At 33.8% G+C, this 15,243-nt stretch carries 11 protein-coding genes; 5 read left to right on the forward strand and 6 right to left on the reverse strand.

The window, feature by feature from the left end; translation table 11 throughout:
• The first annotated feature begins 84 nt into the window (after positions 1-84).
• Together BWZ41_RS01480 and BWZ41_RS01485 are read left to right on the forward strand one after the other, a co-directional pair.
• Complete coding sequence (locus BWZ41_RS01480; protein ID WP_143689166.1) at positions 85-792, forward strand: uroporphyrinogen-III synthase; 708 nt, start codon at positions 85-87, stop codon at positions 790-792.
• Positions 792-1,574 carry an exodeoxyribonuclease III gene (locus BWZ41_RS01485; RefSeq protein ID WP_143689167.1) on the forward strand — a complete coding sequence of 261 codons (783 nt, stop codon included), beginning with the start codon at positions 792-794 and terminating at the stop codon, positions 1,572-1,574. The genes BWZ41_RS01480 and BWZ41_RS01485 overlap by 1 nt, the downstream gene beginning before the upstream one ends.
• Before the next feature lie 7 nt (positions 1,575-1,581).
• Here the strand turns inward: BWZ41_RS01485 and BWZ41_RS01490 are convergent, their stop codons facing one another.
• From BWZ41_RS01490 to BWZ41_RS01520, 6 genes are all read right to left on the reverse strand, one after another.
• Positions 1,582-2,466, reverse strand: a complete 885-nt coding sequence (locus BWZ41_RS01490; RefSeq protein WP_410543271.1) for a hypothetical protein — start codon at positions 2,464-2,466, stop codon at positions 1,582-1,584.
• Positions 2,467-3,160: 694 nt separating this feature from the next.
• On the reverse strand, positions 3,161-5,689 hold the full coding sequence (polA, locus tag BWZ41_RS01500) for a DNA polymerase I (protein ID WP_143689168.1): 2,529 nt from the start codon (positions 5,687-5,689) through the stop codon (positions 3,161-3,163).
• Between the two features lie 102 nt (positions 5,690-5,791).
• Positions 5,792-7,258 carry an Asp-tRNA(Asn)/Glu-tRNA(Gln) amidotransferase subunit GatA gene (gene gatA, locus BWZ41_RS01505; RefSeq protein WP_143689169.1) on the reverse strand — a complete coding sequence of 489 codons (1,467 nt, stop codon included), beginning with the start codon at positions 7,256-7,258 and terminating at the stop codon, positions 5,792-5,794.
• 189 nt (positions 7,259-7,447) lie between these two features.
• Positions 7,448-9,820, reverse strand: a complete 2,373-nt coding sequence (gene gyrB, locus BWZ41_RS01510; RefSeq protein ID WP_143689170.1) for a DNA topoisomerase (ATP-hydrolyzing) subunit B — start codon at positions 9,818-9,820, stop codon at positions 7,448-7,450.
• 218 nt (positions 9,821-10,038) lie between these two features.
• Positions 10,039-11,271 (reverse strand): hypothetical protein, encoded by a 1,233-nt coding sequence (locus tag BWZ41_RS01515; protein ID WP_143689171.1) that lies wholly within the window; start codon positions 11,269-11,271, stop codon positions 10,039-10,041.
• A gap of 70 nt (positions 11,272-11,341) precedes the next feature.
• On the reverse strand, positions 11,342-12,208 hold the full coding sequence (locus BWZ41_RS01520) for an ankyrin repeat domain-containing protein (protein ID WP_143689172.1): 867 nt from the start codon (positions 12,206-12,208) through the stop codon (positions 11,342-11,344).
• A 233-nt stretch (positions 12,209-12,441) separates the two neighbouring features.
• Between BWZ41_RS01520 and BWZ41_RS01525 the strand changes: the two genes are divergently transcribed.
• The 3 genes from BWZ41_RS01525 to BWZ41_RS01535 are packed head-to-tail and all read left to right on the forward strand — an operon-like array spanning position 12,442 to position 15,243.
• Positions 12,442-13,125, forward strand: a complete 684-nt coding sequence (locus BWZ41_RS01525) for a phosphatidylserine decarboxylase (protein ID WP_006012044.1) — start codon at positions 12,442-12,444, stop codon at positions 13,123-13,125.
• Entirely contained in the window at positions 13,122-13,892 is a 771-nt protein-coding gene (locus BWZ41_RS01530) for a CDP-alcohol phosphatidyltransferase family protein (protein ID WP_063631018.1), read from the forward strand. Before BWZ41_RS01525 ends, BWZ41_RS01530 begins: the two co-directional genes overlap by 4 nt.
• 16 nt (positions 13,893-13,908) lie before the next feature.
• Entirely contained in the window at positions 13,909-15,243 is a 1,335-nt protein-coding gene (locus tag BWZ41_RS01535) for an alanine/glycine:cation symporter family protein (RefSeq protein WP_143689173.1), read from the forward strand.

Raw genomic sequence — 15,243 nt, forward strand, 5'->3', positions numbered from 1 at the left:
TATACAAGAAACTTAAAAAATAAAATTTTTATTCAATAATTTGTGTATAAGGGATATTATTTTACTGCTAGTGAAATAACCGAAATGAAGTCTATTTTATTGACAAGGCCTTTATTAGATTCGTTGAACACAAGAAGCACGCTAAAAAAATATGGATACAAAGTTTTTATAGAGCCAGTATTCACAATAAAGTACTTAAATCCTGATATATCTACGTATGAATTTGACGTTGTGATATCTACAAGTAAAAACAGTGTAAAGGCTTTCAGTCAAATATGCAAAGAGGATAACTTTTCGATTATTACAGTTGGTAATTCAACTATGCAGGCTGCAAAAAATTTGGGATTTTCCGATATAATCTCAGCAGACAGCAACGTTGATGGTCTGATATCATTCATAAAATCTCATTATTCAAATGCAATAAAGTTCTTATATATAAGGGGACAAGAAGTATCATGTGACCTAAAAAAAAGATTATCTGAAGAAGGTTTTAACGTAAGAGAAGTTGTACTCTATAAAACAATTACTAAAAGGAGTCTAACTAATAGGTGTAAAAATTTACTATTGGACGGTAAAATTGATAGCATTGCTTTTTTTTCCTCACAAACTGCAAGGGTATTTTGTTCATTAGTTCTAAAAAGTGGGCTATCTCCTGTGATGAATAATACAGTTGCATATACCATGAGTAAAAACATTGCTGATAGTTTAAAGTTAATCAAGTGGAAAAAAATTATAACATCGAGGTTGCCTACTGGGGAGAGTTTAATTGATATAATTAATAAGGATTGTTGATGCTAAAGATTGCAACTTGGAATGTAAACTCCATACGTAAAAGAGCTAACCAACTTTGTAGTTTTATAGTTGATAGTCAGATAGATATAGTTTTGCTGCAAGAGATAAAATGTACGGAAGAGCAATTTCCTTATGCAGAAATAGAAGAATTAGAATATGAATATGCTGTCTATGGACAGGTTGCAAGAAATGGTGTTTGTGTTTTATCTAAATATCCAATACTGGAGAAGTTTAAAATTGATATTGTAGAGAGTCATCAAGAAGCACGTTATATAGAGTGTGTGATAAAACACACCAATAATAAGGTAAGGGTAGGAAGTGTATACGTTCCAAACGGTCAAAGCCCAGACTCTCATACTTTTGAGTATAAACTCAAGTTTTTTGATAACCTATATGAAAGGATGGGCACTTTATTGAAAAATGAAGAGTTAACTATTATAGCTGGCGATTATAATGTTGCACTGGATGAAATTGATGTTTTTGATTCAAATTTATTAAATGGCCAAGTGTGCTTTCATATAAAAGAGCGTGAGAAATTAAGAGCGATCTTGAATCTTGGTTTTAAAGATGCATTTAGAATATCTCACCCAAATTTGCAACAATTCACTTGGTGGAATTATCAAGGCAATTCACTCAGAAACAATCAAGGAATGCGAATAGATCATATGCTGCTATCGCCACAAGCTGCAGATAAATTGGAAACATGTTACATAGATGATAGGTTGCGTAAACTAGAAAACCCATCTGATCATACTCCTGTTGTATGTGTTATAAAACAATAAAAGACCTCTACATATTTGGTAAATCTGTTTGCTGTCCTGTACTTTTAGCTGGCTGATCTAAAGTAGGTTGTTTAAGGGTAGCAGGTGTTTCTTTTCGTGGACTGCAAACTCGCTCAGAAGCAAAATGCTGTTTATTCTCTCCGTCTCCCTGAGAAATTTGTTCAGGAATTTTTTTGATTTCGGTTTTTAAAATATCATCAATGCCATTGCGAATTTTTTCATTCAGTTTTTCTCTCTTTTCTGTATCATCTTTATCTTGTGAACTAGGATCATATAAAGTACCTTTTTTGTTATTTGAAAAAAGAACCTCAACTCCTCCCTTTACAGCAAATATTGTACCAATAACAGCAGCAACTATTGCAAGTGTAGTAGGACCAAAAATTAATATTGAAGCAATGGAAAAAAGAATAGGAAGAAAAACTTTACGTAAGAACTTTGTTACCATCTCTTCATCACTAAGTAGTGGTTCATCCTCTTCTTTTTTATCCCCACCTAAAAATGGTATTTTTTCTTTCACTCCATCCATAAAGGAGCCAGAAATATTTTTCGGGTCTATTTTTATTCCCAATGGTAACCCAACAAGTTTTATTAGTGAATCTTTAGCTTCTGTACCACGTATATCATCTAAGCATGCCTCTACTACTTGCTTTACTTTACTATCTTCCTCTCTAGCCAATTTTTTCTCTCTAACTTCTTTAAATATAGAAAGTAAAAACTGACAAAAATTCTCTTCACTGAGTGGTCTTATTTTTTCCGGATTGACATTATTAAGTAGTATGTCCTTATAAACTGATATGAAAGCATTAGTTATTCCTTGATTCCCTTTGGCCTTATCTTGTAGCACTTTCACAAAGTCATCATAAATTACCCTATGTTCCTCCTTGAGGACCATCTCATTTTTCTCCACCGCCTGAACAGGTGGCTTCGAAGGTTCCTGATTCTTTGATTGTGAAATTGGTATTCCTGTCATAACTGATCTATCCGTACTAACCTATGCTTTAATTATAGCATATTTTTCGCATTAATTCAAATTTCTTAGAACCTGTCTTGAAAGGGAAAAAAGAAAAGAATAAAGCAAGAAATAGAAAAGTAACAAATGATAAGGGAATGTAAAAAAATTGCTTCCATATATTTTAAATCTGATTATAATTACAGTTAGAGATATTTTAAGAGCTCAAAATCTATCTTTGTCTGCAGACTTTTCAGTCAAATTTTTAATCAAAAAGCGTAGCTTATCCTCTTCAGTGTATACACGTATACTTAATCTCTGTCGTATGTGCGCTGCACTTTTTTCTAATCTTTTTTTACACAGGGGGATTTTATGTCCAGAATTCCAGATATTTGACCTTTACTTTAGCTAAAAACCAATAGGCGCCTATTGTTTAACGCTAATTAAAATAAAAATTTTTCTAATATATAGAAAAATCACTGTTTACTGAAAACGGGGCAAGAAAGCTGCTGATATCACAGAATTTTAGGTAAACGTTGTTTCCTTAACGTGCCCTCCTTACTTCAAGAACTCTTTAATATGACTATGCTTGTTAATTAAGTCCTTTCAAGACAGGTTCTTAGGGTCTACGGTATAATTAAGAAAAGCCCCAGTTGTCGCTAATTTTTATTTCTACTTCAAGTGGTATAGAGATTTCTATCGCATTTTCCATTACGTCTTTCATAAGTTTTGCTATTTCTTGTACCTTGTCGTCCTCTACTTCAACTAGTAGTTCATCGTGAACTTGGAGGATTATTTTACCTATTTTCAATTGATCAAAAAGCTGAATCATTGCACGTCTTATTATATCAGCGGCGGTTCCTTGCAGTGGTGCATTTATTGCTGCCCTTTCTGCAAATTGTCTTAGATAAGGAATTTTATTGTTTATGTCTCTTACAAAACATCTTCTACCAAACAAAGTTTCTACATAACCATGATTTCTCGCGATAGATACTGCTTTTTCCATATAGACCTTTATTTCTGGGTAACAAGAAAAATAATAATTAATGTATTCAGCAGCCTCTTGAAAGGTAATTCCAAGTCGCTTTGCAAGGCCAAATGGACTAATTCCATATATAATTCCAAAATTAATGGTTTTTGCTTTGCGTCTTAATTGCTCATCTATTTCTTGCACTCCAAAAACTTGTCTTGCAGTAATATCATGAATATCTTCCCTATTTGCAAAAGCTTCTTTAAATGCCGCAACATCTGCCACATGTGCCAGGAGTCTTAATTCTATTTGCGAATAGTCGGCAGAGATTATCTTGCACCCTTTTGGCACAATAAACGCTTGCCTGATAAGACTACCTTCTTCGCTTCTGATAGGAATATTTTGTAAATTAGGATTGCTAGAGCTCAGCCTTCCAGTTGCAGTCACAGTGATTGAAAAGCTTGTATGTATCCTACCATCAAGCGGATCAACCTGTTTTATTAACGCGTCAGTATAGGTACCCTTTAATTTACTTAGATGTCGCCAACTTAAAATTTTACCTGCGATTTCTGTCCCCTCCTCTTCAAGTGCCTCTAGAACTTCAGAGTTGGTGCTATAAGACCCAGATTTTGACTTTTTCTTTTTACTTAGCTCCATTTTATTAAACAAAACATCACTTAATTGTTTTGGCGATGCAATGTTGAATTTTTCTCCTGCTAAATTATGTATATCGTTTTCAAGTACAGCAATTAGCTGCTCAAACTTATCAGACAATTCCTGTAGTTTTTGAATATTGAGTAGTATTCCATTTTTCTCCATATCAAATATTACTTTCATGAGAGGCTTGTCAAAGCGCTCGTAAATCGTAAAAAGTTTTTCCTGAAATAATCTTTGTGTCAGTTTCTCATGGATCGCTATTAAAGTTTTTGCCGAGAAAGTTTCTACATTTTCACTTAAATTGTGTGCAACTATATTTGGAATGCTGTGATCATGCTTCCCTGTATCAAGACTGTATGACATGATCATTAAGTCATCAATTGAATCTAGCACTTTCTCTATTGCAGGAAATGTCTCTCTGATCTTTCTAATATCATGTATTATTTTAAGCACCCCATTTGAAAATAAAGTTGAATTTATTATAGTGAGTGCATCTTGTAGACAGTTTTGATCTATGTAGAAAATATTATCTTCACTGCAAGATAAGGAGATTTTGTTTAACGCGTTGTTTTCAAAGTGGCAATGAATTGCAATTTTGCCTTCATATCTGCAATGCTCCAAAAATTTTTCTAATTCTTCACCGCTATATTCTGTTTTCTCTTTTGTGCTAGATCCACTATAAGAAAAAAGCTTTTCTACTTTTCCTATCAATGAATTAAATTCATATTTCTTCAAAAAGGATAACAATTTTTCCATATTTGGAGGATGGACTTCATATTTTACAACATCATGTTGAAGATCTACTTTTTTGCATAGTGACAAAAGTTCTCTTGAAATTAGTGCTTTTTCCTTATGCTCAGTAAGAATATTACGAACTCTTGTTTGCTCAATGTTATTGATGTTTTCTATAATGTTATCCAATGAATCAAATTCATCTAGTAATTTAGCTGCAGTCTTTGGCCCTATTCCTGGGACGCCTGGAATGTTATCAGACGCATCTCCAGTTAGAGAAAATAAATCAAGAAGCTTGTGTGAATTTACACCAAATTTTTCTATCACTTGTTTTTCATCTATGTATATATTTTTGATAGGATCAAATATTAAAATGTTGTAATTCAAAAGTTGAAATAAGTCTTTATCTGATGAGACTACTACTACTTTAAAGTCTTCGTGGTTGGCATATTTTGCAGCTAGTGTTGCAATTATGTCATCTGCTTCATAGCCTTCAATCTCTTCATAGCTGAAGTTAAAAGCTTCCACCGCTTCTCTCAGTATTGTAAATTGTGGAATTAGATCCTCAGGAGGCGTTACTCTGTTTGCTTTATACTCAGAATATAAATCGTGCCTAAAATTTTTTTTTCCAGAGTCAAGTGCTATAGTTAAGTAGTCCGAGTGGACAATGTATTTAAGAACCATATTCAGAAAACCATATACAGCACCTATTGGAATACCAGTTGTGGTAGTTAAATGATGCAAAACATAATAAGCTCTGAAAAGAAAACCGTAACCATCAATGATCGTGAAAGTCTTTTCTTTCATTTTAGATATTTGAGTGTGCCTTTGATAATCTATTATTTAGCTACAAAAATCAAGTTCTTGCTTCCTATAGCTAAAATGCTATAGTTAATATAAGAAGGCATATTACATAAGATAGTTAATTATTCTGCCACAATTTTGCTCTATCACACTTGCCATATTTAATATTCCAGCTTCATCGTAATAATTTCCAATTACTTGCAAGGCAAGCGGTAAGCCCTCATTGGAGAGTCCAACAGGAATAGAGATAGCAGGCAATCCAGCCAAGCTTGCCGGCACCGTAAACACATCATTAATGCACATAATTAATGGATCTGGCTTTTCATTCAAGCCGAAAGCTTCTGTTGGAGCAGATGGAACAAGTATGTAATCTATTTTTTCAAATGCTTTTATAAAATCATTTCTGATTAATGCCCTAATGCACTGTGCTTTTTCATAATAATCATTGTAATGACCTGAAGAAAGCGCATAAGCACCAATTAAAATTCTCCTTTTCACTTCTTTACCAAAACCTTCTGCTCTTGTTAGCGAATACATTTCTTCAAGAGTATCAGCATCAACCCTGAATCCGTAACGTACACCATCATAGCGAGCAAGATTAGATGAAGTTTCAGCAGAACAAATTAGATAGTAAACCGGTATCGCATATTTAGTATGAGGCAGAGTAATGTCAACAACTTCAGCACCATTTTCTTTTAAATTAGAAGAAACTTTTTCCCAATAATGAACGATTTCTTCTGAAATTCCATCCATTCTATATTCTTTTGGTATACCAATGCGCTTACCCTTGATATCACCATTTATAAGATTGGAAAATTTAGGTACCGGCATTTCGCTCGATGTTGAGTCTTTTTCATCATAGCCGCAAATTGTTTCTAGCATTAACGCTGAATCAGAAACGGAACGAGTAATTACTCCTGCTTGATCAAGAGAGCTCGCAAATGCAATCATACCAAAACGCGAACACCTTCCATAAGTTGGCTTTATTCCCACTACTCCGCAATAAGCTGCTGGTTGACGTACAGACCCACCAGTATCGCTTCCTAATGCTCCAGCGCATAAAAACCCAGCAACTGATGCTGCAGACCCACCGGAAGATCCACCAGGAACAACTTTTTCTCCATCACTTTTTCTAATCCACACATTTTCAACAGGACCAAAATAGCTATTTGTGTTCGCAGAACCCATAGCAAATTCATCCATGTTAAGTTTACCGAGCATGGCTGCTCCACTTTTCAAAAGCAAATTAGATACCGTAGATTCATAAGTCGGGATGAAATTTTCCAGCATTTTTGAGCATGCTGTTGTTTTTATTCCTTTTGTGCAGAATAAATCTTTAACACCAACTGGTATGCCCATAAGTGATGAAATATTATCTTTTTGTTTCAAAAAGTATTCATCTGCTATTTTAGCAGCTTTTATCGCGATTTCTGGGGTTTTTGTTACAAATGCATTTAGCTGTTCACTTTCAACTGCGTTGACATGTGCCCCCACAAGCTCAACAGCAGAGAAATCTCCTTGCCTAAGTCCATCATGCATCTCTGTAATACTTAGCTTTCTTAATTCATTCATCCATTAATATTTAATTTAGCGAGGCATTAATTGTAACAACAATACGGCAGAAAATCTATATATTTATGATCGAAAACGGGAATACAACCGAGATCAATTCAGATTTCTGAAATGAATTGGTTAGTAGTACGTTTTAAATAGCCGGTTTGGCACACAATGCTGAGCCATAAGGGTTTAGCATTTCTAAAATCAAATATCAACATCATGCACGTTCAGTGCATTGTTATTTATAAAGTCACGACGTGGTTCAACTATATCACCCATTAGCACCGAGAATATGCCATCTGCTTCCTCACAATCTTTTATTTCAACTTTTAGCAGAGTTCTAGTTTCTGGATTGAGTGTAGTTTCCCAAAGCTGATCTGCATTCATTTCACCAAGACCTTTAAATCTCTGCAGAGTTAAACCTTTTTTACCATAACCCATCACTATTTTTGCGAGTGCACTTGGAGACTTTATTTTTATTTCAGTTTCTTGAGACTGTAAAAATGAATCACCATTAAATAAGTCAATTATGTTATCAAGAGAACTCAATATATTCCGTATTTCTTTGCTTTCAAGCATACTAAGCGAGAATACATATTTGTCTGCTAATCCTTGAAACAATTTAGCAATGTGAATTTCCTCATCTTTTACTTCTACTTCCCAATTATATTCACTATACATCAATTTTAAATATTTTAATATCTCATCAGCAGACAATAGAGCATTCTTTTTGCTTAAAATTAGCAATGATTCTAAGAGATTTTGTGGTATTTCCCTATCATAATTTTTGCTAATGTTTGAAATACTGAGGCACTTATTCAAAACGAAACGCAAGTCTTTGCCTACACCATTTAATGTTAATCTTTTAATCGCTGAATTTACTATATACTCTTCAAAAGTTTCATCATCTTTGATATAAGTATCTTTAGCATTTTTTGTAACTTTATAGAGCGGCGGCTGCGCTATGTATAAATATCCTTTCTCAATTACTTCACGCATATGTCTAAAAAAGAAAGTTAGAATCAAAGTTCTTATATGCGAGCCATCAACATCTGCGTCTGTCATAATGATAATTTTATGATACCTAGTTTTTTCAATATCGAAGTGCTCACTCCCTATTCCAGCCCCAATTGCCGTGATCAGAGAGCCAATTTCTGCAGATGAAAAAATACGATCCAGCCCTGCACGTTCTACGTTTAGAATTTTCCCTCTTAAAGCAAGTACCGCCTGTGTTTTACGATTACGTCCCTGCTTTGCAGTACCACCTGCGGAATTACCCTCTACTATAAACAATTCCGATAACTCAGGAACTTTTTCCTGACAATCGGCAAGCTTTCCAGGTAGAGTTGCAATATTAATATTGTTTTTATTTTTAACTAACTCTCGTGCTTTTCTTGCGGCTTCTCTTCCTTTTGCTGACCTAATCGCTCTTTCTACTATACTTGCTGCTAACTTGGGGTCAGTTTCAAGCATTGTACTCAACTTGTCAAAAACTATGCTCTCTACAACTGCCCGCGCCTCAGAACTGACCAATTTATCTTTTGTCTGTGAAGAAAATTTAGGATCAGGCATCTTGAGAGATAAAACACAAGTTAAGCCTTCTCTAACATCTTCTCCAGTCAAATTCACTTTTGCCTTCTTCAAAAAACCTTCATTGTTTGCATAGTTATTGATACATCTGGTTAGTGCAGATCTAAACCCTGCCAAATGCGTACCGCCATCCCGTTGTCTTATATTATTTGTGAAGCATAGCATATTCTCATAGTAGGAATCATTCCACTCCATTGATATTTCTACACTGGTACCTAGATCTTTTACATTATCTCTAATGCTGGCAATTTTAGTAACATGTGTCTTATTCTTGTCTAAGTACCGTACAAAATTAGCTGTACCAAAATTATCTTCAGACTCTTTACTATCGTTAAAATGAGACTTTACATGTGGTTTATTACGGAGATCACACAAAATGATCTCAATATTTGAGTTTAAAAATGCCAATTCTCTGATGCGACTCTCAAGAGTGGAGTAACTAAAATCAATACTACTAAAAGTCCCCGTTGATGGCATAAACGTTACTCTAGTTCCTCTTTTATTTGTGTTTTCATTAATTACCTTTAAAGATTCAACAGACTCACCATCTTCAAAGCGCATAAAATGTTCTTTTTTATTGCGCCAGATGGTTAATTCCAGCCAACTCGATAACGCATTAACAACTGAAATTCCAACACCATGTAATCCTCCGGAAACCTTATAGGTATTGCTGTCAAATTTACCTCCTGCATGTAGTTGGGTCATTATTACTTCTGCTGCTGATATTCCTTCCTCTGCATGAATATCAGTTGGAATGCCACGACCGTTATCGGTTACAGATACTGAGCCATCTTCATTTATGCTAACTTCAATCCTACTGCAATATCCAGCTAAAGACTCATCTATCGCATTATCAACAACCTCATACACCATATGATGCAGGCCCGATCCATCATCAGTGTCACCAATATACATACCTGGACGCTTTCTCACAGCATCAAGACCTCTTAGGATTTTTATTGCGTCAGCGTTGTAGTTACTTTCCATGGAATTGCTTTATTTATAAATATTAATTAATATTACATTTGTATGTGCTGATTAGCAACATCTTTAAGTTGAAAGAAGGATCCTTGACATGTAGATAAAACATAACATATCACCTACACGAAGTGGTTTTACATGTTATTTCAATACATAAACTTAAGTTTAAATAATCCAAAACTCTGCTTCATATTTTAAGATAAATGGCTAGAATCAAATACAATTTACCTTCTCCTTTCAGTTGAACTTTCTAGCTCAACATAGGATAAGTTGCTCATACACTCTTCTAATATTTCATTCTTTTTATCATTGTTTAATCTACTGCTGAACTCTTGACACCTTCTCTCAAGAGCTGAATGCGTAGTCATAATATACCTTACTGTTTCAGATGATAACTCTGGTAACTCGCTACGGATCCTTTCTTGTTCTGTTCCAGAGAAATTGGTGAAATTGGCTCTGGCCATTTCAGGGAATTTTTGTGTGATCGTTTCTTTTATCATTGCTCTAGCCTCTTCTCCATCGAGTGTAATAACCACTGATGGATGTAAACCAGATAAAGACTCAAATAATTTATTGTATGTTCCACCTGCACAACTTTGACCTTGATTACCGTAAGTTGTTGCAGCGTCTACAAGACCTTTTAAAAACATATCTTTTCTGTTTTTTATGTCTTCATCATTCAAAGGAGTTCTTTGATTTTCTGTCCCTGTATTTCTATCATTGCAGGCTTTCCAACATAAAATAGCTGCCTGTTTTAGTGTTAACTTACTATGGTTGTCTTTAAAATTATCCCCTGTTCTATTGATAAATCTTAAGCATTCAAGTGCATGAGATTTATCGTCTTCTATAAATTCATTTGACTTTTTGATGTACTCTTCAATGCCGGTTGTGTTGCCTCTATTTAACTGTACATAGAATTCATTTTTGCTTAGATTTTCTTTATACTTTTCTATGAGTCTATCAACACTCAAGTTTATACTGGCAACTGCACTTGGGTCATGAGTAGTTTGTGCCATAAAAGGAATAGTTGCTAAATCTTGAAAGAAAACATGCCTTTCTTCCTCTGGAATTTGTTGTATTAAATCGTTAAACTGCTGTATTTCTTCAATGAGTGATTTGTTTAGCAACCACAAGAAGAACATGGGCAGCACTAAAAATACACAAGAAATAATAATACATATAATTAAAACAGCCGTTAACATTACTCTAATAATATTTTTTGGCCATGCTGATAACTTCCTTTCATTTTCCTCCGGTTTTAAAAAATGGTTTACCAGCCATAAAAACAAAGAAAATTGTATTAGAAGAGAAAATGGGAGAATCATACTTACTAATAAAGCTATATTAATGGATTTTTTAATTTTACTAGTATTATTATGAGCGTTTTGCACTCTTTCTATTAAAGCTTGTGCTCTATCTCTATTCTGTTGTTGATTATTATTTTGACCTGCAAACATACCCTATTCTAACATTAATATGTCATGCTATAGAAAGAATGTAAAGAAAGCAAGAAATTTAGAGCTGCTTTTATTTTTGCTTGATTGGGGATACCACTTCTACACTTTCTGCTCCATCTAAGGTACTATTTGGTTTTTCTACAGTAATCTTGGGAGTTACTTTATTCTCGATATCTGCTCCATATGATCTAAGTACTTCAATGGCTTCTTCATTTTCACTGTTGAGCGCAATATCCAAAGCATCCATTCCAGCATTATTTTTGTGGTTGATAAAATTCTTCAACCGATCTCTACCAAAGCTTTCTCTATATTGTTTAATGATGAGTTCCACTACCTTTCCAGAACAATTATTAGCAGCAGGAAAAAGTATTGTGTTGTTATTATTATCTTTTTTCGTTATGCCTGCTTTGAGTTTATTTATCAAATACTCGATAACTTCTATTCTGCTATCATCCTCTGCTTCAGTGCATTGACTAATAGCTAAAAATAAAGCTGTACGACCATTATTATCAATATCTTCAATATTCTGTCCCTTATCAACTAAGGCTTGTATTACACTTTTATTTCCATACAAAGCAGCAAGGTGAAAAGGTGTATGTCCTTCAGCGCTTTCTCTTTCATCAATTGACGCACCATTGCTAGCTAGCAATTCTATAAACTCTGGCGTGTTTGCAAAAATTGCAAGGTGCATTGGTGTTAAATCATCTTTGCCATGATTTTCAGTTTTTGCGTTAACGTTTGCTCCGTTATTTATCAGCAATTTCGCTATTTCAAACTGCTTATACCCGATAGCAATATGTAGTGGTGTACGATTACGTTCATAACTATCATTGACGTTTGCACCAGACTTTATTAGTAGTTCTGTAGCTTCAATATCACCTTCCTTAATTGCAACGTATAAGGAAGGAGATTCATCTTTTTCTATTTCCCCTGTCATACGAAATTGCGAACATAATAATTCATATATTATTAAGAATTATTATTAATTTTTTATTAAAATAATATTAACAACAGTAAAAATCCTTAATTTTTATTAAAAATTTAATACCCATCAATGATTATATAAGCAAATGCTTATATAATCATTCCAAAAGTGAAGCAGTGAAAAAAAGCTTTTCATGAGAAATTATAAATGATAAATTATTAATAATGAATTATCGAGAATAAATTATGTGCTTTGGTTTGCCTAATATAAACAGAGAAGGTTATTTATTTATAGTTGTTTCCTTTATCGTAACATGTATAGCATTCTCTATATCCTGGGGAGCTGGAATTACTTGCTTATTTCCAACGTTATTATGTACCTATTTTTTTCGTGATCCAGCAAGAGCTGTACCAAACAATAAGGACTTTATATTAAGCCCTGCTGATGGTGTAATTTCAAAGATAGAAGAAGTTAGTTACTCTTTATCAGAAGAGAATGAAGAAGAAAAGAAGTTTACGCTTGTTAGCATATTTCTAAGTGTTTTGAATGTCCACGTTAATCGTATACCAATATCTGGTACAATAAAGGAAATGAGTTATAAAAAAGGCAAGTTTGTTTCCGCAATAAGCAATAGGTCTAGTAATGAGAATGAAAAGCAGGTTATTGCGATTGAATATGAGAACGGAAAAGAAATCATTGTAGAGCAAATAGCTGGATTTATTGCACGCCGCATTGTTTGTAATTTGAGGACATCTCAGAGTGTAAAAGCAGGTGAACGATTTGGAATTATAAGATTTGGTAGCAGAGTAAATATTTATATTCCCATTGGCATAGAAGTAAGAGTTTCAGAAGGGCAAACTGTTATTGGCGGTGAGACAGTTATAGCAGATTTTAATAAACAAGAGAAGCTTACTTTTGATGTTATATGAATAACGATGAAAGTAACAGTAAATTTTTACCTATTACCAAGTTATTCCCAAACTTTATAACTTTATTAGGTTTATGTGCTGGCCTTACTTCACTTAAATTCACATTTAATGAACAATGGGAATTTTCAGCAATTTTTATTATCATTGCAGCAATAATAGATGGAATGGACGGCAGGATAGCCAGAATTTTAAAATCAACCAGCGATTTTGGAGCACAACTCGATTCTTTTGCAGATTTTCTAAATTTTGGTTCAGCACCTGCTTTTCTTTTATATTTTTGGAAGTTAAATGAAATTAAAGTTGTAGGCTGGATTCTAGTAATGATATATGTAATCTGCATATCAATAAGACTTGCAAGATTCAATGTTTCGTTACATTCAGAACAATTATACTGGAAAAAATTTTTCTTTTCCGGTGTTCCAGCTCCTGTATGTGCTTTACTTGCTCTGTTACCAATAATTATTACCTTTCAATCTCATGAGAGTGAATACTTACTTCTTATAGAGCAATTTTTTAACGTAAAGAATACAGCTTGTTACTTTTTGGCCATTTCATTTTTTTCGATAAGTCATATTCCAACTTTCTCTGCAAAGTACATTTATGTTCCTAGAAGCCTATCCTATATATTTGTGTCGTTTTTTGGAGTATTGATCATACTGTTTATAAGCAAGCCCTGGATAACACTACCAATTTCAGGCGCATTGTATATACTTACTATTCCAATAAGCACTGGACTTTATATATACTACACATATAAAACTCATTAAAAAGTAGTTGAGTAGCATGATTATAAAAGTAACTGATCTATTAAACTCTCTTCTATATATAAAGATATTTAATATTCCATTCATAATTATTTGGGTAATTGCAACCGGAGTTTTTTGTACGGTTCGATTTAAGTTTACTAACTTTAGATTATTCAAGCATGGAATACAGACGCTATTCAACCTAAAATGCAATAATAACAATGGCATAATCACTCATGTTCAAGCATTTGCAACAGTAATCTCAGGAACAGTTGGCCTTGGAACAATATCAGGAGTTGCAATAGCTATTACAATAGGAGGTCCAAGTGCAATTTTTTGGATGATAATTACCGGAATACTTGGCATGTCGATAAAATTTGCCGAAGTGGTGCTTGCATTCAATTACCGCTCTGAAAACACAACTGGTGGGGCTTTTTATTATATGGAACATGGACTTGCAAAGATTGGATTTATGAAGACTGGCAAATTCCTTGCATTTATCTACGCAGTTATGCTGCTTGTTGCAATGATTCTAGGCGGCATACCATTTCAGGCAAATCAAATTGCAGCGTTGTCAAGTAACTTATTTGAATACAACACATCTGTTATTATCTCGCTATTTGTATTAATTGTAATACTGGGAGGAATAAAGCGAATTGCTTTAGTTGCAACAGGTTTAGGGCCGATCATGATAATGTTATATATAGGCATGTGTATATATTTAATCTGTGTAAACGGAAATAATCTACTGAATGCTCTATCTATAATATTTCAAGATATCTTTAACAAATCAGCTATAGGAGGTGGAGTATTGAGTGGATTAATAGCAGGGGTAAGAAGGTCAGTGTTTGCTAATGAAGCAGGTACTGGAACAGCAGCTATAGCACATTCGATTGTAAAAGAGAAAGACCCAGTTAAAGTTGGAAGTGTTGCAATGATTGCACCATTTGTAGACACAATATTAGTCTCATTTTTGACTGGTATTGTGATAATTATCACCGATATGCATATCACTAATACCGTAGGTGATATTACGTTAGTTAGCTCAGCATTTTCAACAGCCTTACCTTTATTTAGCAAGCTAGCTCTTCCGCTGATAATGTTTTCCTTTGCATTTTCCACAATCATAGCTTACTATTACTACTGTGAAGTTGCCCTAGTGTACTTATTTGGTAACAAAAAAGTACTGATATTGTTTCAGTTTTTTATAGTGGGTTCAGTGTATATAAGCTGTATATCAAAAAATATAGAATTTATATCTTATTTAGGTGATAGCCTGTTTATGTGCCTTATGATTCCAAATGCTGTTGCGATATATCTACTGAGAAGGGAAGTCTTAAATACAATAGATTCTTATTACAAAAGGTATTAA

This window comes from Wolbachia endosymbiont of Nilaparvata lugens (genome assembly GCF_007115045.1).
GTDB lineage: Bacteria > Pseudomonadota > Alphaproteobacteria > Rickettsiales > Anaplasmataceae > Wolbachia.

Excerpts from the sequence above, each read along its gene's own strand:
- BWZ41_RS01480 (WP_143689166.1), top strand. The coding sequence starts at position 85 with ATGAAGTCTATTTTATTGACAAGGCCTTTATTAGATTCGTTGAACACA.
- BWZ41_RS01485 (WP_143689167.1), top strand. The coding sequence starts at position 792 with ATGCTAAAGATTGCAACTTGGAATGTAAACTCCATACGTAAAAGAGCT.
- BWZ41_RS01490 (WP_410543271.1), bottom strand. The coding sequence starts at position 2,466 with ATGGTCCTCAAGGAGGAACATAGGGTAATTTATGATGACTTTGTGAAA.
- polA (WP_143689168.1), bottom strand. The coding sequence starts at position 5,689 with ATGAAAGAAAAGACTTTCACGATCATTGATGGTTACGGTTTTCTTTTC.
- gatA (WP_143689169.1), bottom strand. The coding sequence starts at position 7,258 with ATGAATGAATTAAGAAAGCTAAGTATTACAGAGATGCATGATGGACTT.
- gyrB (WP_143689170.1), bottom strand. The coding sequence starts at position 9,820 with ATGGAAAGTAACTACAACGCTGACGCAATAAAAATCCTAAGAGGTCTT.
- BWZ41_RS01515 (WP_143689171.1), bottom strand. The coding sequence starts at position 11,271 with ATGTTTGCAGGTCAAAATAATAATCAACAACAGAATAGAGATAGAGCA.
- BWZ41_RS01520 (WP_143689172.1), bottom strand. The coding sequence starts at position 12,208 with ATGACAGGGGAAATAGAAAAAGATGAATCTCCTTCCTTATACGTTGCA.
- BWZ41_RS01525 (WP_006012044.1), top strand. The coding sequence starts at position 12,442 with ATGTGCTTTGGTTTGCCTAATATAAACAGAGAAGGTTATTTATTTATA.
- BWZ41_RS01530 (WP_063631018.1), top strand. The coding sequence starts at position 13,122 with ATGAATAACGATGAAAGTAACAGTAAATTTTTACCTATTACCAAGTTA.
- BWZ41_RS01535 (WP_143689173.1), top strand. The coding sequence starts at position 13,909 with ATGATTATAAAAGTAACTGATCTATTAAACTCTCTTCTATATATAAAG.